At 66.6% G+C, this 21,889-nt stretch carries 20 protein-coding genes and 3 pseudogenes; 9 read left to right on the top strand and 14 right to left on the bottom strand.

The annotated features are described in order from the left end of the window. Window position 1: 1 nt before the first annotated feature. The gene (locus tag ACFQI8_RS17260) at window positions 2-961 is read right to left on the bottom strand and encodes an ABC transporter permease (RefSeq protein ID WP_390247118.1); all 960 of its coding nucleotides are present in this window, start codon (window positions 959-961) and stop codon (window positions 2-4) included. A gap of 75 nt (window positions 962-1,036) precedes the next feature. Next, window positions 1,037-2,797: an ABC transporter substrate-binding protein gene (locus ACFQI8_RS17255; protein ID WP_390246984.1), complete on the bottom strand. Its 1,761-nt coding sequence runs from the start codon at window positions 2,795-2,797 to the stop codon at window positions 1,037-1,039. A 185-nt stretch (window positions 2,798-2,982) separates the two neighbouring features. On the opposite strand from ACFQI8_RS17255, the gene ACFQI8_RS17250 reads away from it, so the two are divergent. The 3 genes from ACFQI8_RS17250 (at window position 2,983) to ACFQI8_RS17240 (ending at window position 7,075) form a co-directional block, all read left to right on the top strand. Further along, window positions 2,983-4,245, top strand: a complete 1,263-nt coding sequence (locus tag ACFQI8_RS17250) for an amidohydrolase (RefSeq protein ID WP_390246982.1) — start codon at window positions 2,983-2,985, stop codon at window positions 4,243-4,245. Between the two features lie 129 nt (window positions 4,246-4,374). Then, window positions 4,375-5,631, top strand: a complete 1,257-nt coding sequence (locus tag ACFQI8_RS17245; protein WP_390246980.1) for a M20 family metallo-hydrolase — start codon at window positions 4,375-4,377, stop codon at window positions 5,629-5,631. Between the two features lie 625 nt (window positions 5,632-6,256). After that, window positions 6,257-7,075 (top strand): IclR family transcriptional regulator, encoded by an 819-nt coding sequence (locus ACFQI8_RS17240; protein WP_390246978.1) that lies wholly within the window; start codon window positions 6,257-6,259, stop codon window positions 7,073-7,075. Window positions 7,076-7,678: 603 nt separating this feature from the next. Here ACFQI8_RS17240 and ACFQI8_RS17235 read toward each other — a convergent pair. The 4 genes from ACFQI8_RS17235 to glpK all read right to left on the bottom strand — a co-directional run bounded on the left by ACFQI8_RS17235 (window position 7,679) and on the right by glpK (window position 12,760). Next, window positions 7,679-8,548, bottom strand: a complete 870-nt coding sequence (locus ACFQI8_RS17235; RefSeq protein WP_390246976.1) for a class 1 fructose-bisphosphatase — start codon at window positions 8,546-8,548, stop codon at window positions 7,679-7,681. A gap of 366 nt (window positions 8,549-8,914) precedes the next feature. Further along, window positions 8,915-10,081 carry a Cdc6/Cdc18 family protein gene (locus ACFQI8_RS17230; RefSeq protein ID WP_390246974.1) on the bottom strand — a complete coding sequence of 389 codons (1,167 nt, stop codon included), beginning with the start codon at window positions 10,079-10,081 and terminating at the stop codon, window positions 8,915-8,917. 47 nt (window positions 10,082-10,128) lie between these two features. After that, on the bottom strand, window positions 10,129-11,208 hold the full coding sequence (locus ACFQI8_RS17225) for a DUF7973 family transport facilitator (RefSeq protein ID WP_390246972.1): 1,080 nt from the start codon (window positions 11,206-11,208) through the stop codon (window positions 10,129-10,131). A 1-nt stretch (window position 11,209) separates the two neighbouring features. Continuing rightward, the gene (gene glpK / locus ACFQI8_RS17220; RefSeq protein ID WP_390246970.1) at window positions 11,210-12,760 is read right to left on the bottom strand and encodes a glycerol kinase GlpK; all 1,551 of its coding nucleotides are present in this window, start codon (window positions 12,758-12,760) and stop codon (window positions 11,210-11,212) included. 372 nt (window positions 12,761-13,132) lie between these two features. Between glpK and ACFQI8_RS17215 the strand changes: the two genes are divergently transcribed. Further along, on the top strand, window positions 13,133-13,366 hold the full coding sequence (locus tag ACFQI8_RS17215; protein WP_390246968.1) for a DUF2249 domain-containing protein: 234 nt from the start codon (window positions 13,133-13,135) through the stop codon (window positions 13,364-13,366). A gap of 111 nt (window positions 13,367-13,477) precedes the next feature. Then, window positions 13,478-14,818, top strand: coding sequence for a hypothetical protein (locus ACFQI8_RS17210; RefSeq protein WP_390246966.1), 1,341 nt, complete (start codon window positions 13,478-13,480; stop codon window positions 14,816-14,818). A gap of 32 nt (window positions 14,819-14,850) precedes the next feature. Here ACFQI8_RS17210 and ACFQI8_RS17205 read toward each other — a convergent pair whose 3' ends face one another. Next, on the bottom strand, window positions 14,851-15,150 hold the full coding sequence (locus ACFQI8_RS17205; protein WP_390246964.1) for a hypothetical protein: 300 nt from the start codon (window positions 15,148-15,150) through the stop codon (window positions 14,851-14,853). Between the two features lie 146 nt (window positions 15,151-15,296). Between ACFQI8_RS17205 and ACFQI8_RS17200 the strand changes: the two genes are divergently transcribed. After that, window positions 15,297-15,602: a cupin domain-containing protein gene (locus ACFQI8_RS17200; protein WP_390246962.1), complete on the top strand. Its 306-nt coding sequence runs from the start codon at window positions 15,297-15,299 to the stop codon at window positions 15,600-15,602. A gap of 33 nt (window positions 15,603-15,635) precedes the next feature. Here the strand turns inward: ACFQI8_RS17200 and ACFQI8_RS17195 are convergent, their stop codons facing one another. From ACFQI8_RS17195 to ACFQI8_RS17175, 5 genes and pseudogenes are all read right to left on the bottom strand, one after another. Beyond that, window positions 15,636-16,247, bottom strand: coding sequence for a hypothetical protein (locus ACFQI8_RS17195; RefSeq protein WP_390246960.1), 612 nt, complete (start codon window positions 16,245-16,247; stop codon window positions 15,636-15,638). A 156-nt stretch (window positions 16,248-16,403) separates the two neighbouring features. Next, entirely contained in the window at window positions 16,404-16,724 is a 321-nt protein-coding gene (locus tag ACFQI8_RS17190; protein WP_390246958.1) for a DUF5789 family protein, read from the bottom strand. A 228-nt stretch (window positions 16,725-16,952) separates the two neighbouring features. Next, complete coding sequence (nirK, locus tag ACFQI8_RS17185; RefSeq protein WP_390246956.1) at window positions 16,953-18,032, bottom strand: copper-containing nitrite reductase; 1,080 nt, start codon at window positions 18,030-18,032, stop codon at window positions 16,953-16,955. A gap of 187 nt (window positions 18,033-18,219) precedes the next feature. After that, window positions 18,220-18,372 (bottom strand): HVO_2142 family zinc finger protein, encoded by a 153-nt coding sequence (locus ACFQI8_RS17180; RefSeq protein WP_390246954.1) that lies wholly within the window; start codon window positions 18,370-18,372, stop codon window positions 18,220-18,222. A gap of 140 nt (window positions 18,373-18,512) precedes the next feature. Beyond that, a pseudogene (locus tag ACFQI8_RS17175) lies at window positions 18,513-18,872 on the bottom strand (DUF2249 domain-containing protein). 32 nt (window positions 18,873-18,904) lie between these two features. Between ACFQI8_RS17175 and ACFQI8_RS17170 the strand changes: the two are divergent. Together ACFQI8_RS17170 and ACFQI8_RS17165 are read left to right on the top strand one after the other, a co-directional pair. Beyond that, the gene (locus tag ACFQI8_RS17170) at window positions 18,905-20,077 is read left to right on the top strand and encodes a TIGR04053 family radical SAM/SPASM domain-containing protein (RefSeq protein WP_390246952.1); all 1,173 of its coding nucleotides are present in this window, start codon (window positions 18,905-18,907) and stop codon (window positions 20,075-20,077) included. 85 nt (window positions 20,078-20,162) lie between these two features. Next, complete coding sequence (locus ACFQI8_RS17165) at window positions 20,163-20,729, top strand: halocyanin domain-containing protein (protein WP_390246950.1); 567 nt, start codon at window positions 20,163-20,165, stop codon at window positions 20,727-20,729. A gap of 199 nt (window positions 20,730-20,928) precedes the next feature. Here ACFQI8_RS17165 and ACFQI8_RS17160 read toward each other — a convergent pair whose 3' ends face one another. Together ACFQI8_RS17160 and ACFQI8_RS17155 are read right to left on the bottom strand one after the other, a co-directional pair. After that, entirely contained in the window at window positions 20,929-21,273 is a 345-nt protein-coding gene (locus tag ACFQI8_RS17160; protein WP_390246948.1) for a hypothetical protein, read from the bottom strand. Next, window positions 21,270-21,628, bottom strand: a pseudogene (locus ACFQI8_RS17155) (MarR family transcriptional regulator). Before ACFQI8_RS17155 ends, ACFQI8_RS17160 begins: the two are co-directional and overlap by 4 nt. A gap of 62 nt (window positions 21,629-21,690) precedes the next feature. On the opposite strand from ACFQI8_RS17155, the pseudogene ACFQI8_RS17150 reads away from it, so the two are divergent. After that, a pseudogene (locus tag ACFQI8_RS17150) lies at window positions 21,691-21,889 on the top strand (IS6 family transposase); the annotation flags it as partial.

Genomic DNA, 21,889 nt, shown 5'->3' with positions numbered 1-21,889 from the left:
GTTAGTTTCCATCGTGTCTGATGCGGGGGTCGAGGTAGGCGTACAGCACGTCCACCGCGAGGTTCGCGAAGACGAACACGCTCGCGATGAACAGGATGAGCGCCTGGATGATGCGGTAGTCGCGGCGGTCGATGGCCAGTATCAGGAGCTTCCCGATACCGGGGAGGTTGAACACCGTCTCGGTCAGAATCGCGCCGTTCATCAGCTGGCCGAGTCCGACGCCGATAACCGTCACGACGGGGATGAGCGCGTTCTTCGAGGCGTCCTTGAGGACGATTTCGCGCGCGCTGATGCCCATCGCGCGGGCGGTCTTGACGTAGTCCTGACTGAGCGTGTCCAGCATCTCCGAGCGCATCATCCGGGCGATGAGCGCGGAGTAGGCCGTCCCGAGGGTGATGACCGGGAGGAACAACTGCTGGAGGTTCGCCACCGGGTCGACCCACGGCGGCGTCCAGCCGCCGGTCGCCCACGGGAACGAAAACTGCACCGCGAAGATCATGATGAGGATGATACCCAGCCAGAAGTCGGGAATCGAGATGCCCGACAGCGCGGCGATGCGCGCGGCGTGGTCCGCGGGCTTGTCCTTCCGAACGGCGCTGATGATGCCCGCCGGGATGGCGATGACCACGGCCGTAATCATGCTGAGAATCGAGAGCTCGAGCGTCAGCGGGATGCGCTCGACGATGATGTCTGTCACGGGCGTCCCCTGTTGGACCGTCCACGACACGCCGAAGTCGCCTTGTAGCGCGTCGAACACCCACATGCCGTACTGGACGTACAGCGGGCGGTTGAGCCCCATCTCCAGGCGAATCTGTCTGACGAGCTCTTCGTTGCTGAGCGGGCCGAGCATCACCCGCACCGGCCCGCCCGGCGCGAGGTGAACGAGCGCGAAGACGACGACGCTCACCCCGAGGAGGACGGGAACGCTCAACAGCAGGCGCTTGAGGACGAACCGGGACATGCTCACGGCTGAGTCACCTCCCCGGTCGCCGGAGGCGGTCGACGAGTCCGACGCGAACGCGTGTGCATCGGCTCCTCACTCACCCTTCGAGACGAAGCGGTAGTTGTCTTGGAACGTGCCCACGTCGTAGTCGTTGACGGCGTTGCGCCACGCTTCGAGCTTGTTCACGTAGGCGATGTCTATCTGGATGCCGTGTTCGACGAGGTACTCCTCCAGTTCCCAGACGATTTCCTTCTGTTCCTGTTCGTCCGTCGACGCCTGCGCCTCGCGGAGCTTCGAGACGTACCACTCGTGGCCGTTCGAGAAGTCGCCCTCGGCGTCGTCGGGCGCGGCGGGGCCGCTCGGGGCGTAGATGTCTTCGAGGTCGTCCGACGGGTGGTGCCAGTTGTTGTGGTTGTGGTTGTTGTCGGCGTAGCCCGCGTCGAGCCACGACGTGGCGACCGGAATCGACTGCGCCCAGTCTTCCATCGCGGCGTGCCACGTGTCCGTGCTGTACACCTGGTTGAGGAGCGTGGACTTGTCGACGGCGGTGACGCTGGCTTCGATACCGATTTCCGATAGTTGGTTCTGGATGACGACCGCCTCGTCTTTGAACCACGACCCCTTCGTGGCGATGATGTCCATCTCGAAGCCGTCGGGGTTGCCCGCGAGTTCGAGTTCCCGGCGCGCTTTCTCGGGGTCGTACATCTGCATCTCCTTGAGCTTCGGCGAGGTCCAGTCGTTGTCGGGGTACCACGGTCCCTTCTGGACCGCGCCCTGCCCGTAGAACACCTCGTCGAGAATCTCCTCGCGGTCGATGCCGAACAGCACCGCGCGGCGGTTGTGCCGGTTGCTCATCGGGTTGCCCTCCGACTCCATCAGGTTCACGTACAGCACCTGCGTGAAGTTGCCGGGGACGGACTCGGTCGTGATGTCAGGCTGGCCGCTGAGGCTCTCGAAGTCCTTCGGAGGGACCTTGTCGGTCAGGTCGAGTTGGCCCGAACGGAGGTTCGCGAGGCGCGTGGAGTCCTCGCCGATGAAGTTGAACCTGAACTCGTCGACGGCGGGCGCGCCCTCCTTCCAGTAGTCCTCGTTCTTTTCGAGGAGGACGTGACTGCCGCTTTTCCACTCGACGAATTTGAACGCGCCGGTGCCCGCGCCGGAGGGGTCCTGCGTGAGGTCGGTCGCGAGGCCGCTCGGTCCTTTGCCCTCCGCGGTGTCGCCGCGGGAGCCCTCGGGGACGATGCCTTCAAGCCCGCGCGTGAGCCACCAGTTGAGCGTCCCGAACGGCTGGGAGAGGTTGAGCCGGAGCGTCCGGTCGCCGACGATTTCGGTGTCCTCGACGAACGGGAGGCGACTCTTGACCGGCGAGTTGTTGTCGGGGTTGAGAATCCAGTCGACGGAGTACTTGAAGTCCTCGACGGTCACCTCGTCGCCGTTGTGGAACGTGATACCTTCGCGGAGCGTGTACTCGAAGGCCGTCCCGCCGTCGATGGGGTCGGGAACCTCGGTCACGAGACCGGGCTGGAGCTCGGAGTCGGGCGTCAGCTCGATGACCTCGTCGTAGACGAGGCCGCCGATGGTGCTGGTCGCGGTGTCCGTCCAGAGCGCGGGGTCGAAGTTCCACGGCTCCGCGGCGAGCGCGACGTTGACGCGGACGGTCTCTCCCGAGTCCCCCGATGAACTGCTCTCGGTGCTTCCACCGCTCGTTTCGGTCCCGTCGGAGCCACCGGAGCCACCGGAGTCACCGGAGCCACCGCCGGTACAGCCCGCGAACGCCGTCGCGCCGACCGCGCTGGCGGCCGCGATAAATTGCCGTCTGTCCATGTTTATCTCGGTAATGTTGTCGTCTGCCATTGTTTTGTTGAGCTACGTACACACCTTCGTAGCGGTACGCGTGATACCTTAGCTCATGAAACACCGTTATTTATAGCTTTGCCAAACTCTCACAATCTTGGCACTATATCTCACTATAGTCCGGGCGAGTTCGTTGTGCTACCGCTTCCCAAACAGTTTAGCGGGGTGGTTGCAATGTCGGCTTCATGGCGTACGCCAGCACGCTCTCCCTGCGAGAGTTACGACAGGACCTTCACGCCCATCCGGAGTCCGGATGGAAGGAGTTCCGCACGACCGCACTCATCGCCGCCGCGCTCGACGACCGCGAGTTCACGCTCCACCTCGGTTCCGACGCCGTCGCCGAAGACGAGCGACTGGGCGTCCCCGACGACGACGCCGTCGCGGTCGCACTCGAGCGCGCACGTGAGGAAGGCGCTCCCGAGGCCTATCTCGACCGGATGGACGGCGTCACAGGTCTCGTCGCCGAGAAGCGGTTCGGCGACGGGCCGACCGTCGGCGTCCGCGTCGACATGGACGCCCTCGAACGCACCGAGTCGAGCGACGAGGAACATCGCCCCGCGAAACTCGGCTTCGCGAGCACGCACCCCAACGAGATGCACGCGTGCGGCCACGACGGTCACACCGCCATCGGCCTCGGTATCGCCCGCGACATCGACGACGGCGGCGGGTTCGACGGCACGCTCCGGCTGTTCTTCCAGCCCGCCGAGGAGGGCGGCCGCGGCGGCAAGCCGATGAGCGAGACCGACCTGCTCGCGGACGTCGACTACTTCCTCGCGCTCCACCTCGGCCTCGGCAACCCCACGGGGACCGTCATCGCCGCCTACGAGAACCCGCTTTCGAACGCGAAGCTCGACGTGACCTTCGAGGGCGCCCCGAGCCACGCGGGCAACGCGCCCAACGAGGGGCGCAACGCGCTCCACGCGGCGACGGCCGCGGTCCAGAACCTCTACGGGATTCCCCGCCACGCCGACGGCGCGACCCGCATCAACGTCGGGAAGTTCGAGTCGCCCAACCCGCAGAACGTCATCGCCGAGGAGGCGCGCCTCCGCGTCGAGGTCCGCGGCGGGACCGCCGACCTGAACGAGTACATGCTCGGAGAGGCCCGGCGCGTGCTCGACCACGCCGCGGGCATGCACGACGTGTCCGTCGAGACGGGGCTGTACGGGAAGACGGCGACGTTCACGGCCGACGACGAGATGATAGCGGCCGTCCTCGCGTCGGCGGCCGACCTCGACGACGTGACCGAGACGGTCCCGCGACTCGACATCGGGGGGAGCGAGGACGCCTCCTACCTCATCCGGCGGGTTCAGGAACACGGCGGGAAAGCGACCTACGTCGGCATCGGCGCGAGCAACGAGTTCGGCCACCACACCTCGCGGTTCGATATCGACGAGGACGCCCTCGACATCGGCGTCGACGTGGTGTGCCAGACGATGCGAACGCTCTAACGCGGCGGTTCGACCCGGCTGTTCGACCTCGGCCAGCCGCGCGTCTCACCCCCCGTCGCCGCCAGTGCCCCGTAGAACCTGCCACCAACACGCACAGTTATTAGACGTCGTTTGCGAGTTGAGCCGAACATGGAGGCCTCCCAGCAACGACTCCGCGAGGACATCGAAGCGAACGCCCGCTTCGGCGACATCGACGCGCCGGCGGGGCGCGGCCGCACCGTCCTGACCGGGAGCGACGCCGACCGACGTGCCCGCCACTATTTCGTCGAGCGACTGCGCGACGCCGGCCTCTCGGTCCGCGTCGACGCCGTGGGCAACATCGCCGGGCGATGGGTTCCCGAGGGGGCCGACCCCGACGCGGCCCCCGTCGCCGCCGGGAGTCACCTCGACTCGGTCCCCGAGGGCGGCATCTTCGACGGTCCGCTCGGCGTCTACGCGGCGCTCGAAGCCGTTCGGACGCTCCAAGAACGGCAAGCCGACCTCGCGCTCGACCGGCCCATCGACGTCGTCTCGTTCACCGAGGAAGAGGGCGCGCGCTTCTCGCACGGCCTGCTCGGGTCGTCCGTGGCGACGGGCGCGCGGGACGCAGACGACGCGCTCGCGTTCCGCGACGCCGACGGCACGACCCTCGACGCGCACCTCGACGCCATCGACTTCCGCGGGACCGACACCATCGCGGCCGAAGAGTGGGACGCGTGGGCCGAACTCCACATCGAACAGGGGACCGTGCTGGAGTCCGCGGGCGCGGGTGTCGGCGTCGTCGACGCCATCACCGGCATCACGACCTGCGCGGCCGACATCGTCGGCGAGGCCGACCACGCCGGTGCGACCCCGATGGACGAGCGCCGCGACGCGCTGGTCGCCGCCAGCGAGTTCGTCGTGGAGTTCCGGGCCGCGGCCGACGACGTGGCGCAAAATCAGAGTCCGACCGCCGTGGGGACCATCGGGCAGTTCGACGTGACCCCGAACGCGCGCAACATCGTCCCCGGAGAAGTCAGCCTGCAGATGGACATCCGCGACGTTGACTCCCGCGCGATGGACGCCATCGCCGAGCGGGCCGACGCGGCGCTCGACGGAGTCGAAGCCGCCCACCCGGTCGAGACGGAGTTCGACCGCTACCGCGACCAGCGCCCGAGTCGAATGGCCGACAACTGTGTCGCCGCCGCGCACGCCGCCGCCGCGGCCGAGGATATCGACGCCGAACGGATGCATTCCGCGGCGATGCACGATACTGCAAATGTTGCCAGCGTCACCGATGCCGTGCTCCTGTTCGCCCCGTCGGTGGACGGCCTCTCGCACAACCCGCGCGAATGGACGGACTGGGCGGACTGCGCGACCGCGGCGACGGTTCTCGCGGGGACGCTCGCTCGCCTCGCCAGCTCGTGAGTCCCGGTCAGCGGCCTGCCGCTCGCTGACCCGCCTCAGCGGAGTGGATGCCACTCACAACCAGAGTCACGTCTCCTCTGTGGTGTTCCTCGCGGTCGCGCCGACAGTTTCGATATGTGACACTCTCCCTCGACGGGAACCCCCGTCGCGGCTTCGGCCCCGCCCCCTGAGTCGACAGCCACGTTCGGCCGCTAGCTATCGTTTTTGCAGATGACTACGCCTCACCGACCGAGCGCTCGCCACCCGGCTATCGGCTCTTTCTGGGAGAACTGAGCGCTCTGTCACCCCATCTCGAGACGTTGTCAGTATAGACAACGGTTCGGCGACCGATTCACGGTGAGAACCGACTCAAAACCGGTGAGATAGCAGAAGACGGGGAAAAAAGAGATTCCACACATCTGACAACCCTGGGGTCGGGAGGGTTAGGCGTCGCTTCCATCGCGTTACGGGTGACGCACTGGTTCGCGCGCACCACAGAGACCGGTCGTCCCGCGGACGCGCCGTCTGTTGGACAATCATCGATTGATATCGGTCCAGTTCGACGGTCTCGGCACCGATTTCTATCTCACGTTTCGATTGCAAGATATCCGGAACAGCTATCACACCGGATAGACGTTTTCGTAGCATGCCCGAGAACCCCAACACCGATGCCCCGTCCCGGACCCTCAGCACGGTGGACACGGCGGTCAGCGTCGTCAGGGCGCTCGAGGAGTTAGACGGTGCGCGCGTCGCCGAGTTGGTCGACTACCTGGGCCTCTCGAAGTCCACGGTGTACAACCATCTGGCGACCCTGCGGAAGAACAACCTCGTCGCCAAGGACGGCGACAGCTACCACCTCAGCCTCCAGTTCCTGCTTCTGGGCGAGTACGTGCGCAACCAGCAGATACTGTATCAGGTCGGCAAGGAGGAAGTCGAGGCGCTCGCCGAGAAGACCGGCGAGTACGCCCACCTCTCGACCGAACAACACGGCTTGCGCATCAGCCTGCTCAAGGTGCGCGGTGAGCGCGCCGTCGGGAGCCAGTACCAGCAGTCGAAGATTCAGCGCCCGGACAACCTCCACGCGTCGTCGACTGGCAAGGCCATCCTCGCGTACCTCCCGCGCAGTCGGGTCGAGGAAATCGTCGACCAACACGGCCTACCGGCGAAGACCGACGCGACCATCACCGACCGCGACGCGCTGTTCGACGAGCTGGACCAGATACGCGAGCGGGGGTACGCCTGTAACGACGAGGAGGAAATCGAAGGCCTCCGCGCAGTCGGCGCGCCGATTCGCGACCGCAACGGCACCGTCCTCGGCGCGCTGAGCGTATCCGGCCCGACGAGTCGCATCAAAGGAGAGCAGTTCCACGACGCCATCCCCGAGATGGTCACGAGCACGGCCAACATCATCGAGGTGAACATGAATATGGCCGCGCGGAGTTCGAACGACGGGCGCTTCGACTGAGCCGCCCGGCCGGGTTCCATGACAGAAATATGCGTGTAATCTTTTGCTGGCGCTCGCACTCGCCGGCGTCCGATGTTTCCCCGGCCAGTTCGGCGTGGCGAGGCCGATACGCGGCGCTCCGCCTGCGGGAACCCACTCGACTCTGTCCGTCTCGAAACACATGTCAAGAATAAATTCTAAATTGCATATTATAGAATTATTGGCTGTTCAGGGGTTGTCGACTCGATAGCGCGCCCCTGATGATGGAATCGGCGACAATAGGCGGTAGTGGGTGGTCTTATGGGGAGCTGACTGCGGATGTCGGTTAACCGACTTCGACACGCTGTTCTATCCTCGGCTGTCCTCAGATAACCCTGTTTTAGAACGTTTAGGGAGCTTGAAACCCAGATAATGGGTGGTGAGAATAGAGCCATTCACAGACCGTGCCTGCTGTTCTGGAATCAAAACGTGTTTGGTGCGAATGCATTGTTCTTATCTGTTAGGATGGCTCGTTTGCGTCGAGTCGAGCGCCTCACGCGACGATTGACCGAGCATCGGCTCGTCGACTGTGTTCGGTCGCCGCAGAGCGCGTGGCTCGTCACCACGCCACCGAAGGCGGTGCCGTCAGTTCAGTCGCGCTTCCAGCGACTCGACGAGCGAATCGTTGCCGATGTAGACCGGCACGCGGTCGTGGACCCCCTCGGGCGTCCCCGAGAGGAGCGACGCTTCGCCGTCGGACGACCGCCCGCCAGCGCACTCGATGATGTAGCCGATGGGGAAGCCCTCGAACTGCTGGCGGAGTTTCCCGCCCGGCGCGTCGGTCTGTGCGGGGTACGCGAAGACGCCGCCGTAGTGGAGAATCTGGTTCACGTCGCCGATCATCGACCCGCCGTAGCGGAGCTTCATTCCCTCTGTCCGTTCCGTCTCGCGGGCGAACGCCTCGAACTCGTCGAACCAGCGGTTGACGCGGCCGCCGAAGCTGAAGATGGCCGGGTCGTCGGGGAGCGTCAGTTCCTCGCGGAGCGGGCGCTTGACGCCCGATTCGAGGATGTACTCGCTGACGACGCCGTCGCGGGCGGCCACGAGCGTCGTCACCGGGCCGTAGAGGATGTAGCCAGCGGCGAGCAGGTTCTCGCCGCCCGTGGGGAGCGGTTCGTCGTAGACGCTGTAGAGCGTCCCCATCACGTTGTTCGGCTTCAGGTTCGTCGACCCGTCCAGCGGGTCGAGCGCGACCGACACCCCCTCGCCGACGTCGATGACGTCGGGGCGCTCCTCGCTGGCGTACTCGCCGACGCCGTCGAGGGGGCGAAGCCGCTTCAACAGCAGTTCGTCGGCGTAGGTATCGGCTTCCAGTTGGCGCTCGCCGCTCGGGTTCGTCCCTTTGTCGTAGACGCGCCGGCCGGGCAGTCCCGCCCGAATCGAGGGCGCGGCCGCACAGAGCGTCTCGACGACGGCGTCGACCACGTCGTCTTCCCGACTCGATGCGTCTGTCATGCGGTCGATACACCCTGTGGAGTCGCGGGCGCGCTGAAGCGGTTCGACTGAGCGCCGACGGGCGGCGCACGGACGGGCGTCGGGGCGGTCGTCATTACCTACACGTCCCGTGGATGAAGTATAGTTCTGTCCCCCGCGTACACGTTGCACGACGCCGACGACGGCGCGGTCGGCGGGTCTTCGACGGCATCGGCGACGGGGTGGACCCCCCGAGTCGTCGCCTCGGCCGCCAACGCGGCTGTATCCGGGAGATTCGTTCCGAGTACTGGCCGGAGCGGGAACAGGACACCGAACCCGCGAGCTTCTAACCGCACCGCCGGTGACCGGCCGAACGTACCAACACGGGCGTACTTTTCACCCGGGAGACTACTGCGCGGCGAACAGCCGTTCGAACACGACCGTCGGGAACTGCGGTTCGAGCCGACTCGGCGGTCGTCCTTTCCGGTCGACGCGCTCCGCCGTGACCCGGCGGGTGATGCCGTCTTCGGCGAGTTCGTAGAGGATTCGCTTGACCGTCGTCGCAGAGAGATCGACCGATTTCGCGATGTGCTGGCTCGCCGCCTGCACCGATTCCTGTTGGTCGGGGCGCAACGCAAGAAGTTCGTGGAGCACCTGCTGGCGGTTCTCCGGGAGCGCGAGCACGCGTCCGAGCGAGACGCAGGGCTGGGGGACCGCCGCGATGCCCGCGGCGACGTCGGCGGCCGTGATGCTCCGATGTCGGTTGCGGACCGCCTCGTCGGCCGCGCCGAACAGCGCCGCGAGCGCGTCGTGGGCGTCGCCGTCGGCCCACTCGGCGATGTCGCGGGCGAGTCGGTGGTCGAGCGTCCGCCGCGACCCGGCCGCCGACGCCCGCGTCATCAGCACGTCGATGAGCACCTGACTCTGATAGGGCTCGAACTGCACCTCGTCGGCCGTGTAGTCGGTCAGTACCGTCTCGTCGGGCGGCGCGCGCCCGATGGCCAGCCAACTGACCGTGCTCGGGAGTCCGGCACAGAGGTCGACGAACGCCTCGCCGTCGAGCGTCCCCGGCTCCCCGAGGTGGTCGACGGCGACGATGGCTCCGGTCTTCGGGCCGTCGAGCGTCTCTTTGAGCCGCGACTGGAGCGCCTCGGTCTTGATGCCCTGCTTGGGCACCGATTCGTCGGCGAGCGCGTCGAGCACGGCGTGATAGAACGCGAACGCGCTGGTCGTCTCGCGCGCGTCGACGTAGACGAACCGCGGCGCGAACGTCGCCTGCACGCGGGTCGTCGTGTGGATGGCGGCGTTGTTGACGCTCGACACGCGGACGAGGCGGTCGAAAAGCGCCGTCACGACCGCCGACTTCCCCGACCCTTTGGGGCCGTAGACGTAGGCGTTCGGCGGGAGGTGGCCGTCGAACACCGGGTCGAGGTAGTCGAGCAGTCGCTCCAGTACCGGACCACAGTTCACCGGGTCGTCGGTGTGCGCGACCGGCGAGAGCGAATCGTAGTCGACGAAGAGGCGAGGCTCACCGTCACGGCGCTGCCGACGTTTAATCCTCGCTTCGATGTCCATGTCGTGGATGATAGTTCCAAAATGGGAGGTATATCAGTTCTGACTGCTCACGGCAGGGGCACCGCGCCGGCCGTGGTGAACACGCCAGCGATGGCGAGCAGGCCGAGGATGAACGTGGTCGTCACGATGGAGGCCGCGGGCGGGTCGAAGTGGGTGCTACCGTGCGCGTAGAAGACGCGTTCGTAGACCTCCCCGAAGAGGCCGCCGAGGACGCCGAAGCCCGCGCCGAGCACGAGCGCGACGGGGACGCTCGCGCCGTCGAGCATGGCCATGCTGGCGATGAACGTCGCCGGGAGACTCATGTGGTGGGTGACGGGTATCTTCTCGACGCCGAGGTTCAAGAACAGCAGGCTCGTCGCGGAGATGCCGAACGGGATGAACAGGCTCCCCGTGCGCGCGAAGATGTACGCGCTGAGGATGCCCACGGCCATCCCGACGGCGGCGACGCCGCTCCACTTGTACTGGTGCGGGAGCCACGGCTCGACCGCGAGGCGGTACGAACCGCCGGTGGCGGTCCCGCCGTCGGTCATCGCCTCGCGTTTTCTGCCCGTCTCGAACGGCGACACGTCGAGGAAGCCCTTGCCGAGCGGGGTCCCGACGAGTTCGTAGCCGAAGACGGCGCGAGCGAGCAACGCGGTCAGGACGACGCCGACCGCGGGCGGGTCGAGCGGGAGCGCGAGCCCAGCAGAGGTCTGACGAACCGCCATTCCGATGATGCCGAAGACGCCGCCCACCGCGAGGATGTCCGGCCGGGTGCCGAGCGCGTACGCGATGTCCTTCGCGGGGTGGTAGTCGCCGTCGGCGGGCGCGGGCATCCCGTCGTTTTTCGCGGCGTAGGCCGCGGCGGCGACGCCGCCCGCGAAGGCGACGTGGGGACCGAAGACGGGACCGAACGCCAGCGGGCCGACGATGCCGGCACCGTAGCCGCCCGCCGCGTCGGCGACGAGGCTCCCGCCCCCGACGAACTCCGTGGAGACGACGTTACCGGCCTCGCCGACGAGGACCATAATACCGGTGAAGACGAACGCCGGCAGTGCCCCGAGAGACGCGCCGAACATCCCGCCCGCGAACGAGGCGATGACGAGCACGAGGATGTCGATGGCTTCGAGGCCGAAGACGATGGCCATCTCACTCGTCCCCCTCGGCTTCGTCTTCGCGCGCCCAGTCGAGCGAGCGGTCGACCGCGTCGTGCCAGCGGTCGTACATTTTATCGACGCGCTCGGCGTCGGCCTCGGGCGAGAACTCGCGGTCGACCTGCCAGTTGTCGCGGAGTTCGTCCACGGTGTCCCAGTAGCCGACCGCGAGGCCGGCGGCGTACGCCGACCCGAGGGCGGTCGTCTCGTCGACCTCCGGCCGGGCGATGTCCGTCTGGATGATGTCGGACTGGAGCTGACAGAGGAAGTTGTTCTTGACCGCGCCGCCGTCGACGCGGAGCGCGTTCAGTTCGACGCCCGAGTCGGCCTCCATGGCCTCGGCCACGTCGCGGGTCTGGTAGGCGATGGATTCGAGCGTCGCGCGGACGAGATGCTCCTTCCGCGTGCCGCGGGTCATGCCGACGATGGTGCCGCGGGCGCGGCCGTCCCAGTGAGGCGCGCCGAGTCCCGTGAACGCCGGGACCATGTAGACGCCGTCGGTGGACTTAACGGAGCGCGCGAGTTCCGCCGTCTGGGCGGCGTTGTTGATGAGGTCGACGTCTTCGAGCCACTCGATGGCCGCGCCCGTGATGAAGATGGAGCCTTCGAGGGCGTACTGGACGGGCTCGCCGGAGAGTTGGAACCCGATGGTCGTCAGGAGACCGTGGTCGGACGAGACCGCCTCGGTCCCGGTGTTCATCAGGTAGAACGAGCCGGTGCCGTAGGTGTTCTTCGCGTCGCCCTCGTCGAAACAGGTCTGGCCGAACAGCGCGGCCTGCTGGTCGCCGAGCGCGCCGGCGACGGGGATTTCCGCGCCGAGGAAGCCGTCAGCGTCCGTGTGGCCGTAGAGGTCTTCGTCCGAGGACGGCCGGACCTCCGGGACCATCTCTTTGGGCACGTCGAACTCGGCGAGGAGGTCGTCGTCCCAGTCGAGCGCCTCGATGTCGTAGAGCATCGTCCGCGAGGCGTTCGACACGTCAGTGATGTGGTTGCCCGTCAGGTTGTAGATGAGCCACGCGTCGATGGTTCCCGTCAGGAGTTCGCCCTCCTCCGCCCGACTGCGGAGGTCGTCGCCGCGCGAACTCTGGAGCTTCAGCGGCTCCGCGTTGTCGAGAATCCACTCGACTTTCGTCGCCGAGAAGTAGGCGTCCGCTTCGAGGCCGGTCTTCTCGCGAATCCACTCGACTTTGTCTTCGGCCTGGAGCTCCTCGACGCGGTCGGTCGTCCGGCGGTCCTGCCAGACGAGCGCGTTGTGGACCGGCTTGCCCGTCTCGCGGTCCCAGACGATGGTCGTCTCGCGCTGGTTCGTGATGCCGAGCGCTTCGAGTTGCTCCGCGTCGAGGCCGGCGTCGGCCAGCCCGTCTACGATGACCTGCTTCGTGTTCTCCCAGATTTCGAGGGGGTCGTGTTCGACCCAGCCCGGATTCGGGTAAATCTGCTCGTGTTTCTCGTAGGCGTTGCCGACGACCTGCCCGCTGTGATCGAAGATCATGAAGCGCGTTCCGGTCGTCCCCTGGTCGATCGAACCGACGTATGTGTCTGTCATGTGTGTTCCGTGCCCTGCCCAATTTGTTATTGCTGGTGTGGGCCTACCAGTAAACAATATATTGAATCGTTATAAATATATCTCTCGGACTGATTTTCGTCGGTGACACTCGGGAAACAACTGTCGTTCGAGTGGGAACTTCGAGAACCCACAACCACCATAAAGGCCCTTTAGCGCGGGACTCCCCGGGCTATTCAGGGCTCGTTCGAACGCGACCGACGCTCGGCGACGAACGTATTCTTCACCGAGAACAATCGTAGAATCATTATATTTACTAGCTACTTGCCACAGATAGTATCGATTCGGCTCGGCTCCGCGAGCGAACGTGTTCGGGGGAACCGACTCGACGGTCCCCCGCGAGGTACGACGCGTATGTCAGACACCACCCTCGACGTGCGCGACCTCCCACCCGCGGAGCGCCATCCGAAGATTCACGCCGCCTTCGACGACCTCGCCGCCGGCGAGTCGCTGACGATTCTCAACGACCACGACCCGAAACCGCTGTTCTACGAAATGCAGGCCGAAGTCGACGCCTTCGACGCCGACAACTACGCGGTCGAACAGCGCGCTCCCGACGAGTTCGCCGCGACGTTCCCGAAGAAGTAGCGTCGCGACCGCGGGTCGGCACCGCGGTCCAAGCCCGTCTCCGTCGGTTCACTACCCTCGCCGAATATGTTCGGCGTCACCGGTAGGATTGCGCGCCACGCTAGGTCACCTATGAGCGCCATTCCCGCCGACATCGACACGGCTCGACAGCCACCGATGACGATTCCGCTCCGGCACTTCGTCGTCGCGCTCGGCTTCCTCGCGGCCGCGGTGGGCCTCCGAGTCGCCCTCGCCGCCGGCGTCGTCGCCGGCACCGCTCGTCTCGCGCACGTCCACCTCCTGCTCGCGGGGTGGGTCTGCGTCACCATCATGGGCGCGATGACGCAGTTCGTCCCGGTCTGGTCCGGCGCCGACCTCCATTCGCGGCGGCTCGCGACCGCCCAACTGTGGGCCGTCAGCGTCGGTCTCGTCGGTCTCGCGGCGTGCTTCCTCCTCGGCGCGTTCGCGTGGCTCCCGCTTTTCGGTGCCGCCGCGTTCCTCGGCTTCTGGACGTTCGCCTACAACGTCGCGCGCACGCTCTCTCGGCTCGACCACTACGACGTGACCGAGCGCCACTTCGGCCTCGCACTCGGCTTTCTCGCGGTCGCCACCGCGCTCGGCCTCCTGCTCGCGGTCGACTTCACGAGCCCGCTTTTCGCCGGCGTCGGCGCAACCCACGGGAGCGTCCGCGCGGCCCACGTGACGCTTGCCGTCTTCGGCGTCGTCGTGACGACCGTGGTCGGCGCGCTCTACCAACTCGCGACGATGTTCACCCAGACGACGCTCCGCGGCGTCGACGTGTGGCTCCGCCGCGTCGAGGAAATCGGCTACCCGCTGGGCGTCGCCGCGCTCGCCGGGGGCCGACTCGTCTCCGACCCGACGCTCGCGCGGGTCGGCGGCGCGCTCGTGGCACTCTCGCTTCTCGGCGTCGCCGCGATTCTCGCCCGTCGCCTCGTCGAGTCGGCCGTCGACTGGACCCCCATGCTCACCCGGTACGCCGTCGCGACCGTCGCCCTCGCCGGTTGGGCCGTCCTGACGCTTCCCGCGTGGCTCGCGGCTCCGCTGGCCGGCGACCGTCTGTTCGGCGCGCCGGGGGCCGACTCGCTGTTTCTGCTTGGGTTCGTCGGCTTCGTCGTGCTCGGGACGCTCTACCACGTCGTCCCCTTCATCGTCTGGGTCCACCGCTACAGCGACCGCCTCGGTCTCGAACCCGTGCCGATGCTCGACGACCTCTACAGCGCCCGCCTCGCCCGCCTCGACTTCGGCCTCGTCCTCGCGGGCGTCGCCGCCGTCGTCGCGGGCGACCTCGCCGGACTCTCGCCCGTCTTCGAGACGGCGGGCTGGACGCTCGTGCTCGTCGGTGTCGCGGCGTTCGCCGCGAACCTCCTGCGAGTCATCTGGGTTCACAGCCCGCAGTCGCTGGTCGGCGACGCGGCCGGGTCGGCTGTCGACGCGGACGACGGCGCGGACTGAGTCGATGCGTTAGAGACGGGTCTTGTGCGCTCTCACATCCCGAACAGTTCGCGCGCGAGAAAGAGAATCGCGAGCAGGCACGTCAGGACGAGAACCGCCGCGAGACGCAGGACGCCGGCCGCTCGTCGTCGGTTCTTCGGAAGCGATTCGGCGATGCCGGACAGGGCGGTCCCGGCTATCATGAACAGGAGCCACCCCCCCGAGACGGACTGTTCCACGACGGCGTACTGCCAATAGAGCCCCGACATGATGAGCGCGCCACAGAGCTGGACGACTGCGAAGAGACCCCCGGAGGGCTCACTGAACACGGTCTCGTCAACTATGGAGGGCATCGAACACGTCAACTCCCCCGAAGGTGAAAAGAGCACCTGCCGTCGCTCACCTCGTTCGTTCTGGCTCTCGTTCGCTCCCGGTCCCGCGTCCCCCGAACGCGTTCGGCCGCAGGCTTACCGGCCGCGCGGCCGACGACCCACCCGTGATGCCAGAACACGCCGCGCTCGCCGACCTCCCGGCCCAGACGCACGCGCTCGTCTTCGAGACGGACCGCCCGAAAACCGTCAGACTCCGCCTCGAAGCCGGTGACGAGGTGCCGGCGCACTCTCACCCCGGCTTCGACGTCGTCTTCCACGTCGTCGCCGGCCGGATGGAACTCACTCTCGACGGCGAGACGCACGACATCGCGGCAGGAGAGCTGCTGCGGTTCGGCGGCGATTGCGACATCTCGCCGCGCGCGCCGGTCGACAGTAGCGCAGTACTCGTGTTCGCGCCGGCTGACGACGACTGACCCGCGGAGCCAACCCGCGGACGAACCCCCGACTTACTCCGTCTCGTCCGACAGCCGCTTCAGTGCCGCCTCGAACTCCTCGGAGAGCGAGACCGTCCCCGGCTCGTCGTTGTCGCGCTCAGCCGTCGGCGACCCGGTATCGGGGGTCGAGCCGTCCGTCGCCGCCTGCGCGTCAGCAGGGTCCATCGCGTCGAGTTCCGCGTTGATGGCGTCTGCCTGCTGGTGCATCGGTGCGACGCGGACCCGGACGCGGTCGTAGTCGTGGCGGTCGGCGAGGCCGTTCCACGCCCGGAACGCGCCGACGGTGAGCGTCTTCGACTGCGGGCAAAACGGCGTCGTCGGCGTGAACTCCGCGAGAAGGACCGACGGGTCGTCTCGGTCCGCCGCGTAGCGGAAGCCCGCGTTCGGGTGGCGTCGGTCGAGGTTCAACCGCGCGAGGTTGTATCCGAACGTCACGTCGTAGACGCCGCGTTCTTCGAACAACTCGCGGGTGACCCGGTGGACGGCGACGTGGTCGTCGCCGTCGAGGACGCGGTGGCCGTCGAGGAAGGCGTCCGGGTCGGGCAGGTGTTCGGGCACGAACTGGTCGATGTCGTCGAAGCGGTCGCTTCGCGACCCGCCGAACAGGGATGGAATGTCTGGCATAGTCCGACGTAGGGTCGCCGTCGGCGTAGGCCCACCCCCGAACACGTTCAACTGGTACTGATGTGGACGACCCAAAGCGTGGCACAGACAGAGAGGACACGCCTCGGAACGAGGGGTACCGAAATATCGCTACGACAGAGACCGCTTTGGACGCACTCACTCCCGATTTGTTAACCGCTGTATCCGGTCGCGAACGTCGTCCGCGGAGTCGTATATCTCGTTGTCAACCGAAGCGAGCACCTCGTCGATGGGTTTCCACCCGCTTTGTGTTTCGACCTCGTAATCGCCGTAGTTCTCGACGACTTGCTCCGTTGTGGTCGGATAGTCCTGCACTTCAAGCGCGTCGTCGAGGTCCCCAAGTTGCTTCCCGGGTTCGGGTTCGTCGGCGCGGTCACGCGCCTCTCGGAGCGCTCGCTCGCGCTGGCGTTGTTCTTCGTTGGCCGCTTGCTTGTCTCGGCCCTGTTTGTCGTCTGGCATCCTCGGAACTTCGAAAGCGAACGGCATAATGCTGTGGTCGCTTCTCGGGGCAATCGCTTCCGACACACCATCGCTCAGCCACAATACCTCGACCAGCGAACGGCGAGCACACACCGACTCGGCGACCGACTCTCAAGCGTTGCACACGGGTTCTCTCAACACCGAGAGGGCTCGACAGAGAGATTGAAAAACAGCGGACAGCGATGATTTCCAGTCGATGCGGGGGCGCTACTGCGGGTCAGGGTCGGGGTCGAATATCTCGGGGTCCGCCGGCCCCTCGGCGCGGACGACCGCCATACAGCCCTTGCGGACGACGCGGGACAGCGAATGGTCGACGAGCTTGAAGTCGCCGGGGACGGGCGAACGCATCGTCGCGATGGTCGTGCTCCCCGGCGGGACCTGCCGCGTCTGGATGTGGGTCTGCGGCTCGGTCGTCAGCGACCCCTCGGGGTAGAGCGTCTCCCAGACGCTCCCGATGGGGTGGAAGCTACTGGAGAGGTTCGGTCCACCGTCGACGAAGTACACCCGGACCGTCTCGTCGAGGCCGACCGTCGCGGCCGGTCCCCGGCCGTTAGGTGTCCACGCGTACTTCTCGCCGTTCATGAGGACGTACGTCGGCTCCTCGTTCCGCATGGCCTCGTAGTCGAAGGCGTGCTGTCCCTCCTCGCCGGCGTCCTTGTCGGTGTACAGTTCGTGCTGGCCGAGGTATATCTCGTGGTCGACCTCGGGCAGTCCCTCCGGCGGCTCGACGAGGATGAGCCCGAACATCCCGGCGCTGATGTGCATGTCCATGTTCGGCACGGCGCAGTGGTAGATGTACGCGCCGGGGTAGGTCGCCTTGAACCGCAGGTGCGCCGTCTCGCCGGGGTTCGTCATCGTCGCTCCCGCGCCGCCGCCGGGCCCGGCGACCGCGTGGAAGTCGACGTTGTGCGGCATGGTGTTCCCCTCGGGGTTCTCGAACGTCAGGTTCACCGTGTCTCCCTGCCGGACGCGGACGAGCGGGCCGGGAACCTGCCCGTTGTACGTCGTGTAGGTGAACGTCACGCCGTCTTCGACCTCCGCGGTCACCTCCTCCGGCCGGAGCGTCACGTCGACCTCCGCGGGTTCGCTCCGGTCGATGGGACCGGGGATGTCCGTCGGGTCGGCCGCGACCTGGTCGACGATGTTCGTCGGACTCTGTTGTGTCGGTTCTTCCGTCCCGTCGAGCGACTGCGCGGCGGTCGGCGCTTTCGTCGCACAGCCGGCGAGCGAGGCGGCACCGCCGAGACCGAGCCACTGGAGCGTCCGCCGCCGAGTCGTAGATAGCATGTTGTCTCCCTCCGGTTGAATCGAGTGGCCGGACACGGGTATAAACGAACAATGATTGCACGGTTTGGGGACGCGCTCCGAACATCTTCGCGAGTCGTACCACTCAATGAGACGCCGCGAGGTGAGACGCCGCGAAGCGCGACCGCTCCCGAGCGCGTGAATCCCGAGAAGACGAACGGGGGTTCAGTCAGTCGCCGCCGACGAAACGGTCGCGGCGGTACCGACACTGCTCGCAGAAGAACTGTGCGAGCCCCGCCGGCTGTGTACCGGTGAAGGCCATTTTCGAGCCGCAGTCCGGACACCACTCGGAGGGGGTGGTATTCGTGTGGTCTGAACTCATACCACGTACAAACGCCCGGGGTGTTATTACATTAACGATTATGCCAAATTAGGGTCGATTGATACGTTTCGGGGCGCAAGCGGTGTCAAGACCGACGCTGACGAGGCTCACGCTGGAGGATAGTCGGCGGCAACGCCGACTCAGGGCTCCCAAATCGCGGTGACGACGCCCTCGTCGCGCTCGGCGGAGCAGTAGGCGAACCCCCGGTCGTCGAGTTTCGGGTAGAGGAACTTCGGCTCGCGGTCGTTGAGTTGGACGAACACCGTTTCGCCGTCGAGGTCGGCGAGGCGGTTCATCGTCTCCGCGAGCGGTTCCGGCGGCGGCAACTCCCGCACGTCGAGGAAGTCGACCGCTCGCTCGTTCGGTGCGTCGAGTCCGTCGAGGTACGCCTCGTGGTCCATATGCGAGTCGTTGGAGGCGACGGCGCAGGAAGTTCACCCCGAACGTGTTCGTCTCGAACCCACCCCCAGTGAGCCGAACAGATTCGGGGCGTCGCTCACCTCCCGCGCCGTCGAACCACCCGACCAGAGTCATGTCTCGACCGCCACACGTCGACACCGACACGACCGAGGGGAGCGACGCGCACGCGCCGCCGACGGCGACGGCCCCGCCTGACCCGTCGAGCATCGACACCTCGCGACGGCCGTTCGTCCTCGTCTGGGAGGTGACCCAAGCGTGCGACCTCGCGTGTGACCACTGCCGGGCGGACGCGACGCCCGCGCGACACCCCGACGAACTGACCGACGCGGAGGGGACGCGCCTGCTGGAACAGGCCCGCGAGTTCGGCCCCGGACAACTCGTCGTCCTCTCCGGTGGCGACCCGCTGGCCCGCCCGGACCTCGTGGACCTCGTCGAGTACGGAACCGACCTCGGCCTCCGGATGACGCTCACCCCGAGCGGGACGTCGTCGCTGACGTCCGAGACGGTCGCCGACCTCGCCGACGCGGGCGTCAGGCGCATGGCGCTCAGTCTCGACGGCGCGACCGCGGCGACCCACGACGCCTTTCGAGGCGAGGACGGGAGCTTCGAGCAGACCGTCGCGGCCGCCCGCGCCGCCCGCGAGGCCGGCCTCCCGCTCCAGATAAACACGACCGTCTGCGCCGAGACGGTCGGTGAACTCCCCGCGCTCTGCGACCTCGTGGCCGACCTCGGCGCGGTGCTCTGGTCGGTGTTCTTCCTCGTTCCCGTCGGGCGCGGGCGCGTCCTCGACCCGATTTCCCCCGAGCGCGCCGAGCGCGTCATGGAGTGGCTGGTTTCGGTGAGCGAGGACGCGCCCTTCGGCGTCAAGACGACCGAAGCGCCCCACTATCGCCGAGTCGCCATCCAGCGCCGGCGGGACGCGAGCGATGCGCCCCCGACCGACGGCATCGGCCGCCGGCTCGGCATCACCGCGGGCGACGGGTTCGCCTTCGTCAGTCACACCGGCGAGCTGTTCCCGTCGGGCTTCCTCCCCGCGTCCGCCGGCAACGTCCGCGGGGGCGGGCTCGTCGAGCGATACCGCGAGAGCGACCGCTTTCGGTCGCTCCGGGACCCCGACGCCCTCGAGGGGAAGTGCGGCGCGTGCGAGTTCCGCCACGTCTGCGGCGGCAGTCGCTCGCGGGCGTACGCCCACACCGGCGACCCGCTGGCCAGCGACCCGCTCTGCGGGTACGTGCCCGCCGACTACGACGGCCCGATGCCAGCGACCCGGTCGGCGGGCGACTGACGCCTCGGGGAGTCGCGGCGCGCGGGAGCTCACCCGAACACGTTCGGGACAATCGCTTGCATCTGTCGCCGCCGAGGTACACTCGATGACGCGCGACACCAACCTCACGAGACGGCGCTTTACGGCACTGACTGCGACGGCGGCGCTGTCGACGGCGCTCGCCGGCTGTTCCGGCTCCGACGGCGACGCCGCGAACGCGGCTGAGGCGGACGGGGGCGACGCGACGACCGCGGAATCGACCGCCGAGCAGACGACCGAGTCCGGCGAAACGACCGGCGCGGATAGCGGTTCCGGCGGCGGGAGCGCCCCGCAGTTCGACGGCTGGTTCGACGGCGTCGACAACTACGACGGCGTCGCCGACGAGACGGGTCGTTCGACAGCCACCGTGACGGTGGGTTCGAAGGCCAACGGCGGGGCGTTCGGGTTCGGCCCGGCCGCCGTGCGTGTCGACTCCGGAACGACGGTCGTCTGGGAGTGGTCCGGGAAGGGCGGGTCGCACAACGTCGCGGCCGAAGACGGGAGCTTCGAGTCGGAATTGGCGGGCAGTAGCGGCCACACGTTCGAACACACCTTCGAAGAGGCCGGGACGTACAGATACGCCTGTACGCCCCACGAGACGCTCGGGATGAAAGGCGCGGTCGTCGTCGAGTAGCGTCCGGCCGCGTCGTTTTTGGTCTGTTTTTGCCGTTGTCGGTCGGCTCTCGACGCTCGGCAGGACGGTCGTCGTCGGGGCCGCGACGGGGCTGGTACTCGCGTGGGAATGAGTCGGAGGAGGAACCGACAACCGGAGAACGCACGGAACGACACTCTTCTGACAGATTCAGCTTACCGCGCGTAGTGCGGGGAGGATGTCAAATGGTGGAACTCGGAGATTCGAGATACGTCTGCATCCCCTCGATAACGAACTGGACGAACGACTCAGTGAGCCTCTCCTGTCGTCGCAGGACTGCCGCGTGTTTCGGAGATGCAACTGCCCACGGAGAGGCGTAGCTCTGACGCGGTATCCCACCGTCGACCCAATCGTCTTCTGCAATCGGGATGGTCTCGTCGTGTGGTGTCGTCGTCAGCGTGACCGTCGTGTATTGTTCGTCACCGAACGGGTGGGTGTCGGTATTCAAAATCAGCCACGGCCGCGGGCTCTCACCGGATTTGAACGGGTCTGGTCCCCAGACGACATCGCCGCGCTGGTGGGTCATTCAGCGTCCTCGTCGTCGACGGCGTGCTCCAGCCACTCGTCTATGTCCTCTTCGCCGAGTTGTTCGTTTGCGGCGCGCGTGCCTCCAACAAGTCAGTATACGCGGCGACCTCGTCGGCTTCGCCGAGCGCCCAGTAGGTGCCCTTGTGTCGAACCAACTCCCGCTCCTCTAACCGGGAGAGCACGACGCTGATACTCCCTGCCTTCACGTCAGTCGCATCCCGAATCTCGCCCTGCGTGAACGCTTTGTCCGGGTGTGAAGCGAGGAACCGCATGACGCGCTCGGCGTTCGTCTCACCGCCGCCCTGCAACCGGTCCGGAGGAGACGACTCGAACGTGTCGATGTCGATTGGCATATGTATTCGTTGTACCGGCACCGTCTAGTTAAGGAACGAACAGGTCGAAGAGTGAGTGATCTATGCTACTCTCAGACCTGCTCAAGGAGAGTTTGGACACCGCTACGCTTGAATGTTGGCAGCGTGAGCGGACGGCGACGCCCGTCAGGGCGTTCGCCGTCCGGCTCCATACTGCCGGTCTTTCACTCAGAGAGACAGAAGCGATTCTTCGGTTACTGGGCGTAGAACGCTCGTTTCAAGCAGTTTTTCAGTGGGTACATC

It is taken from the genome of Haloferax chudinovii (genome assembly GCF_042663345.1).
GTDB lineage: Archaea > Halobacteriota > Halobacteria > Halobacteriales > Haloferacaceae > Haloferax > Haloferax chudinovii.
The sequence above is the reverse complement of the archived record's forward strand: the minus strand, read 5'-3'. Positions and strand labels throughout refer to the sequence as shown.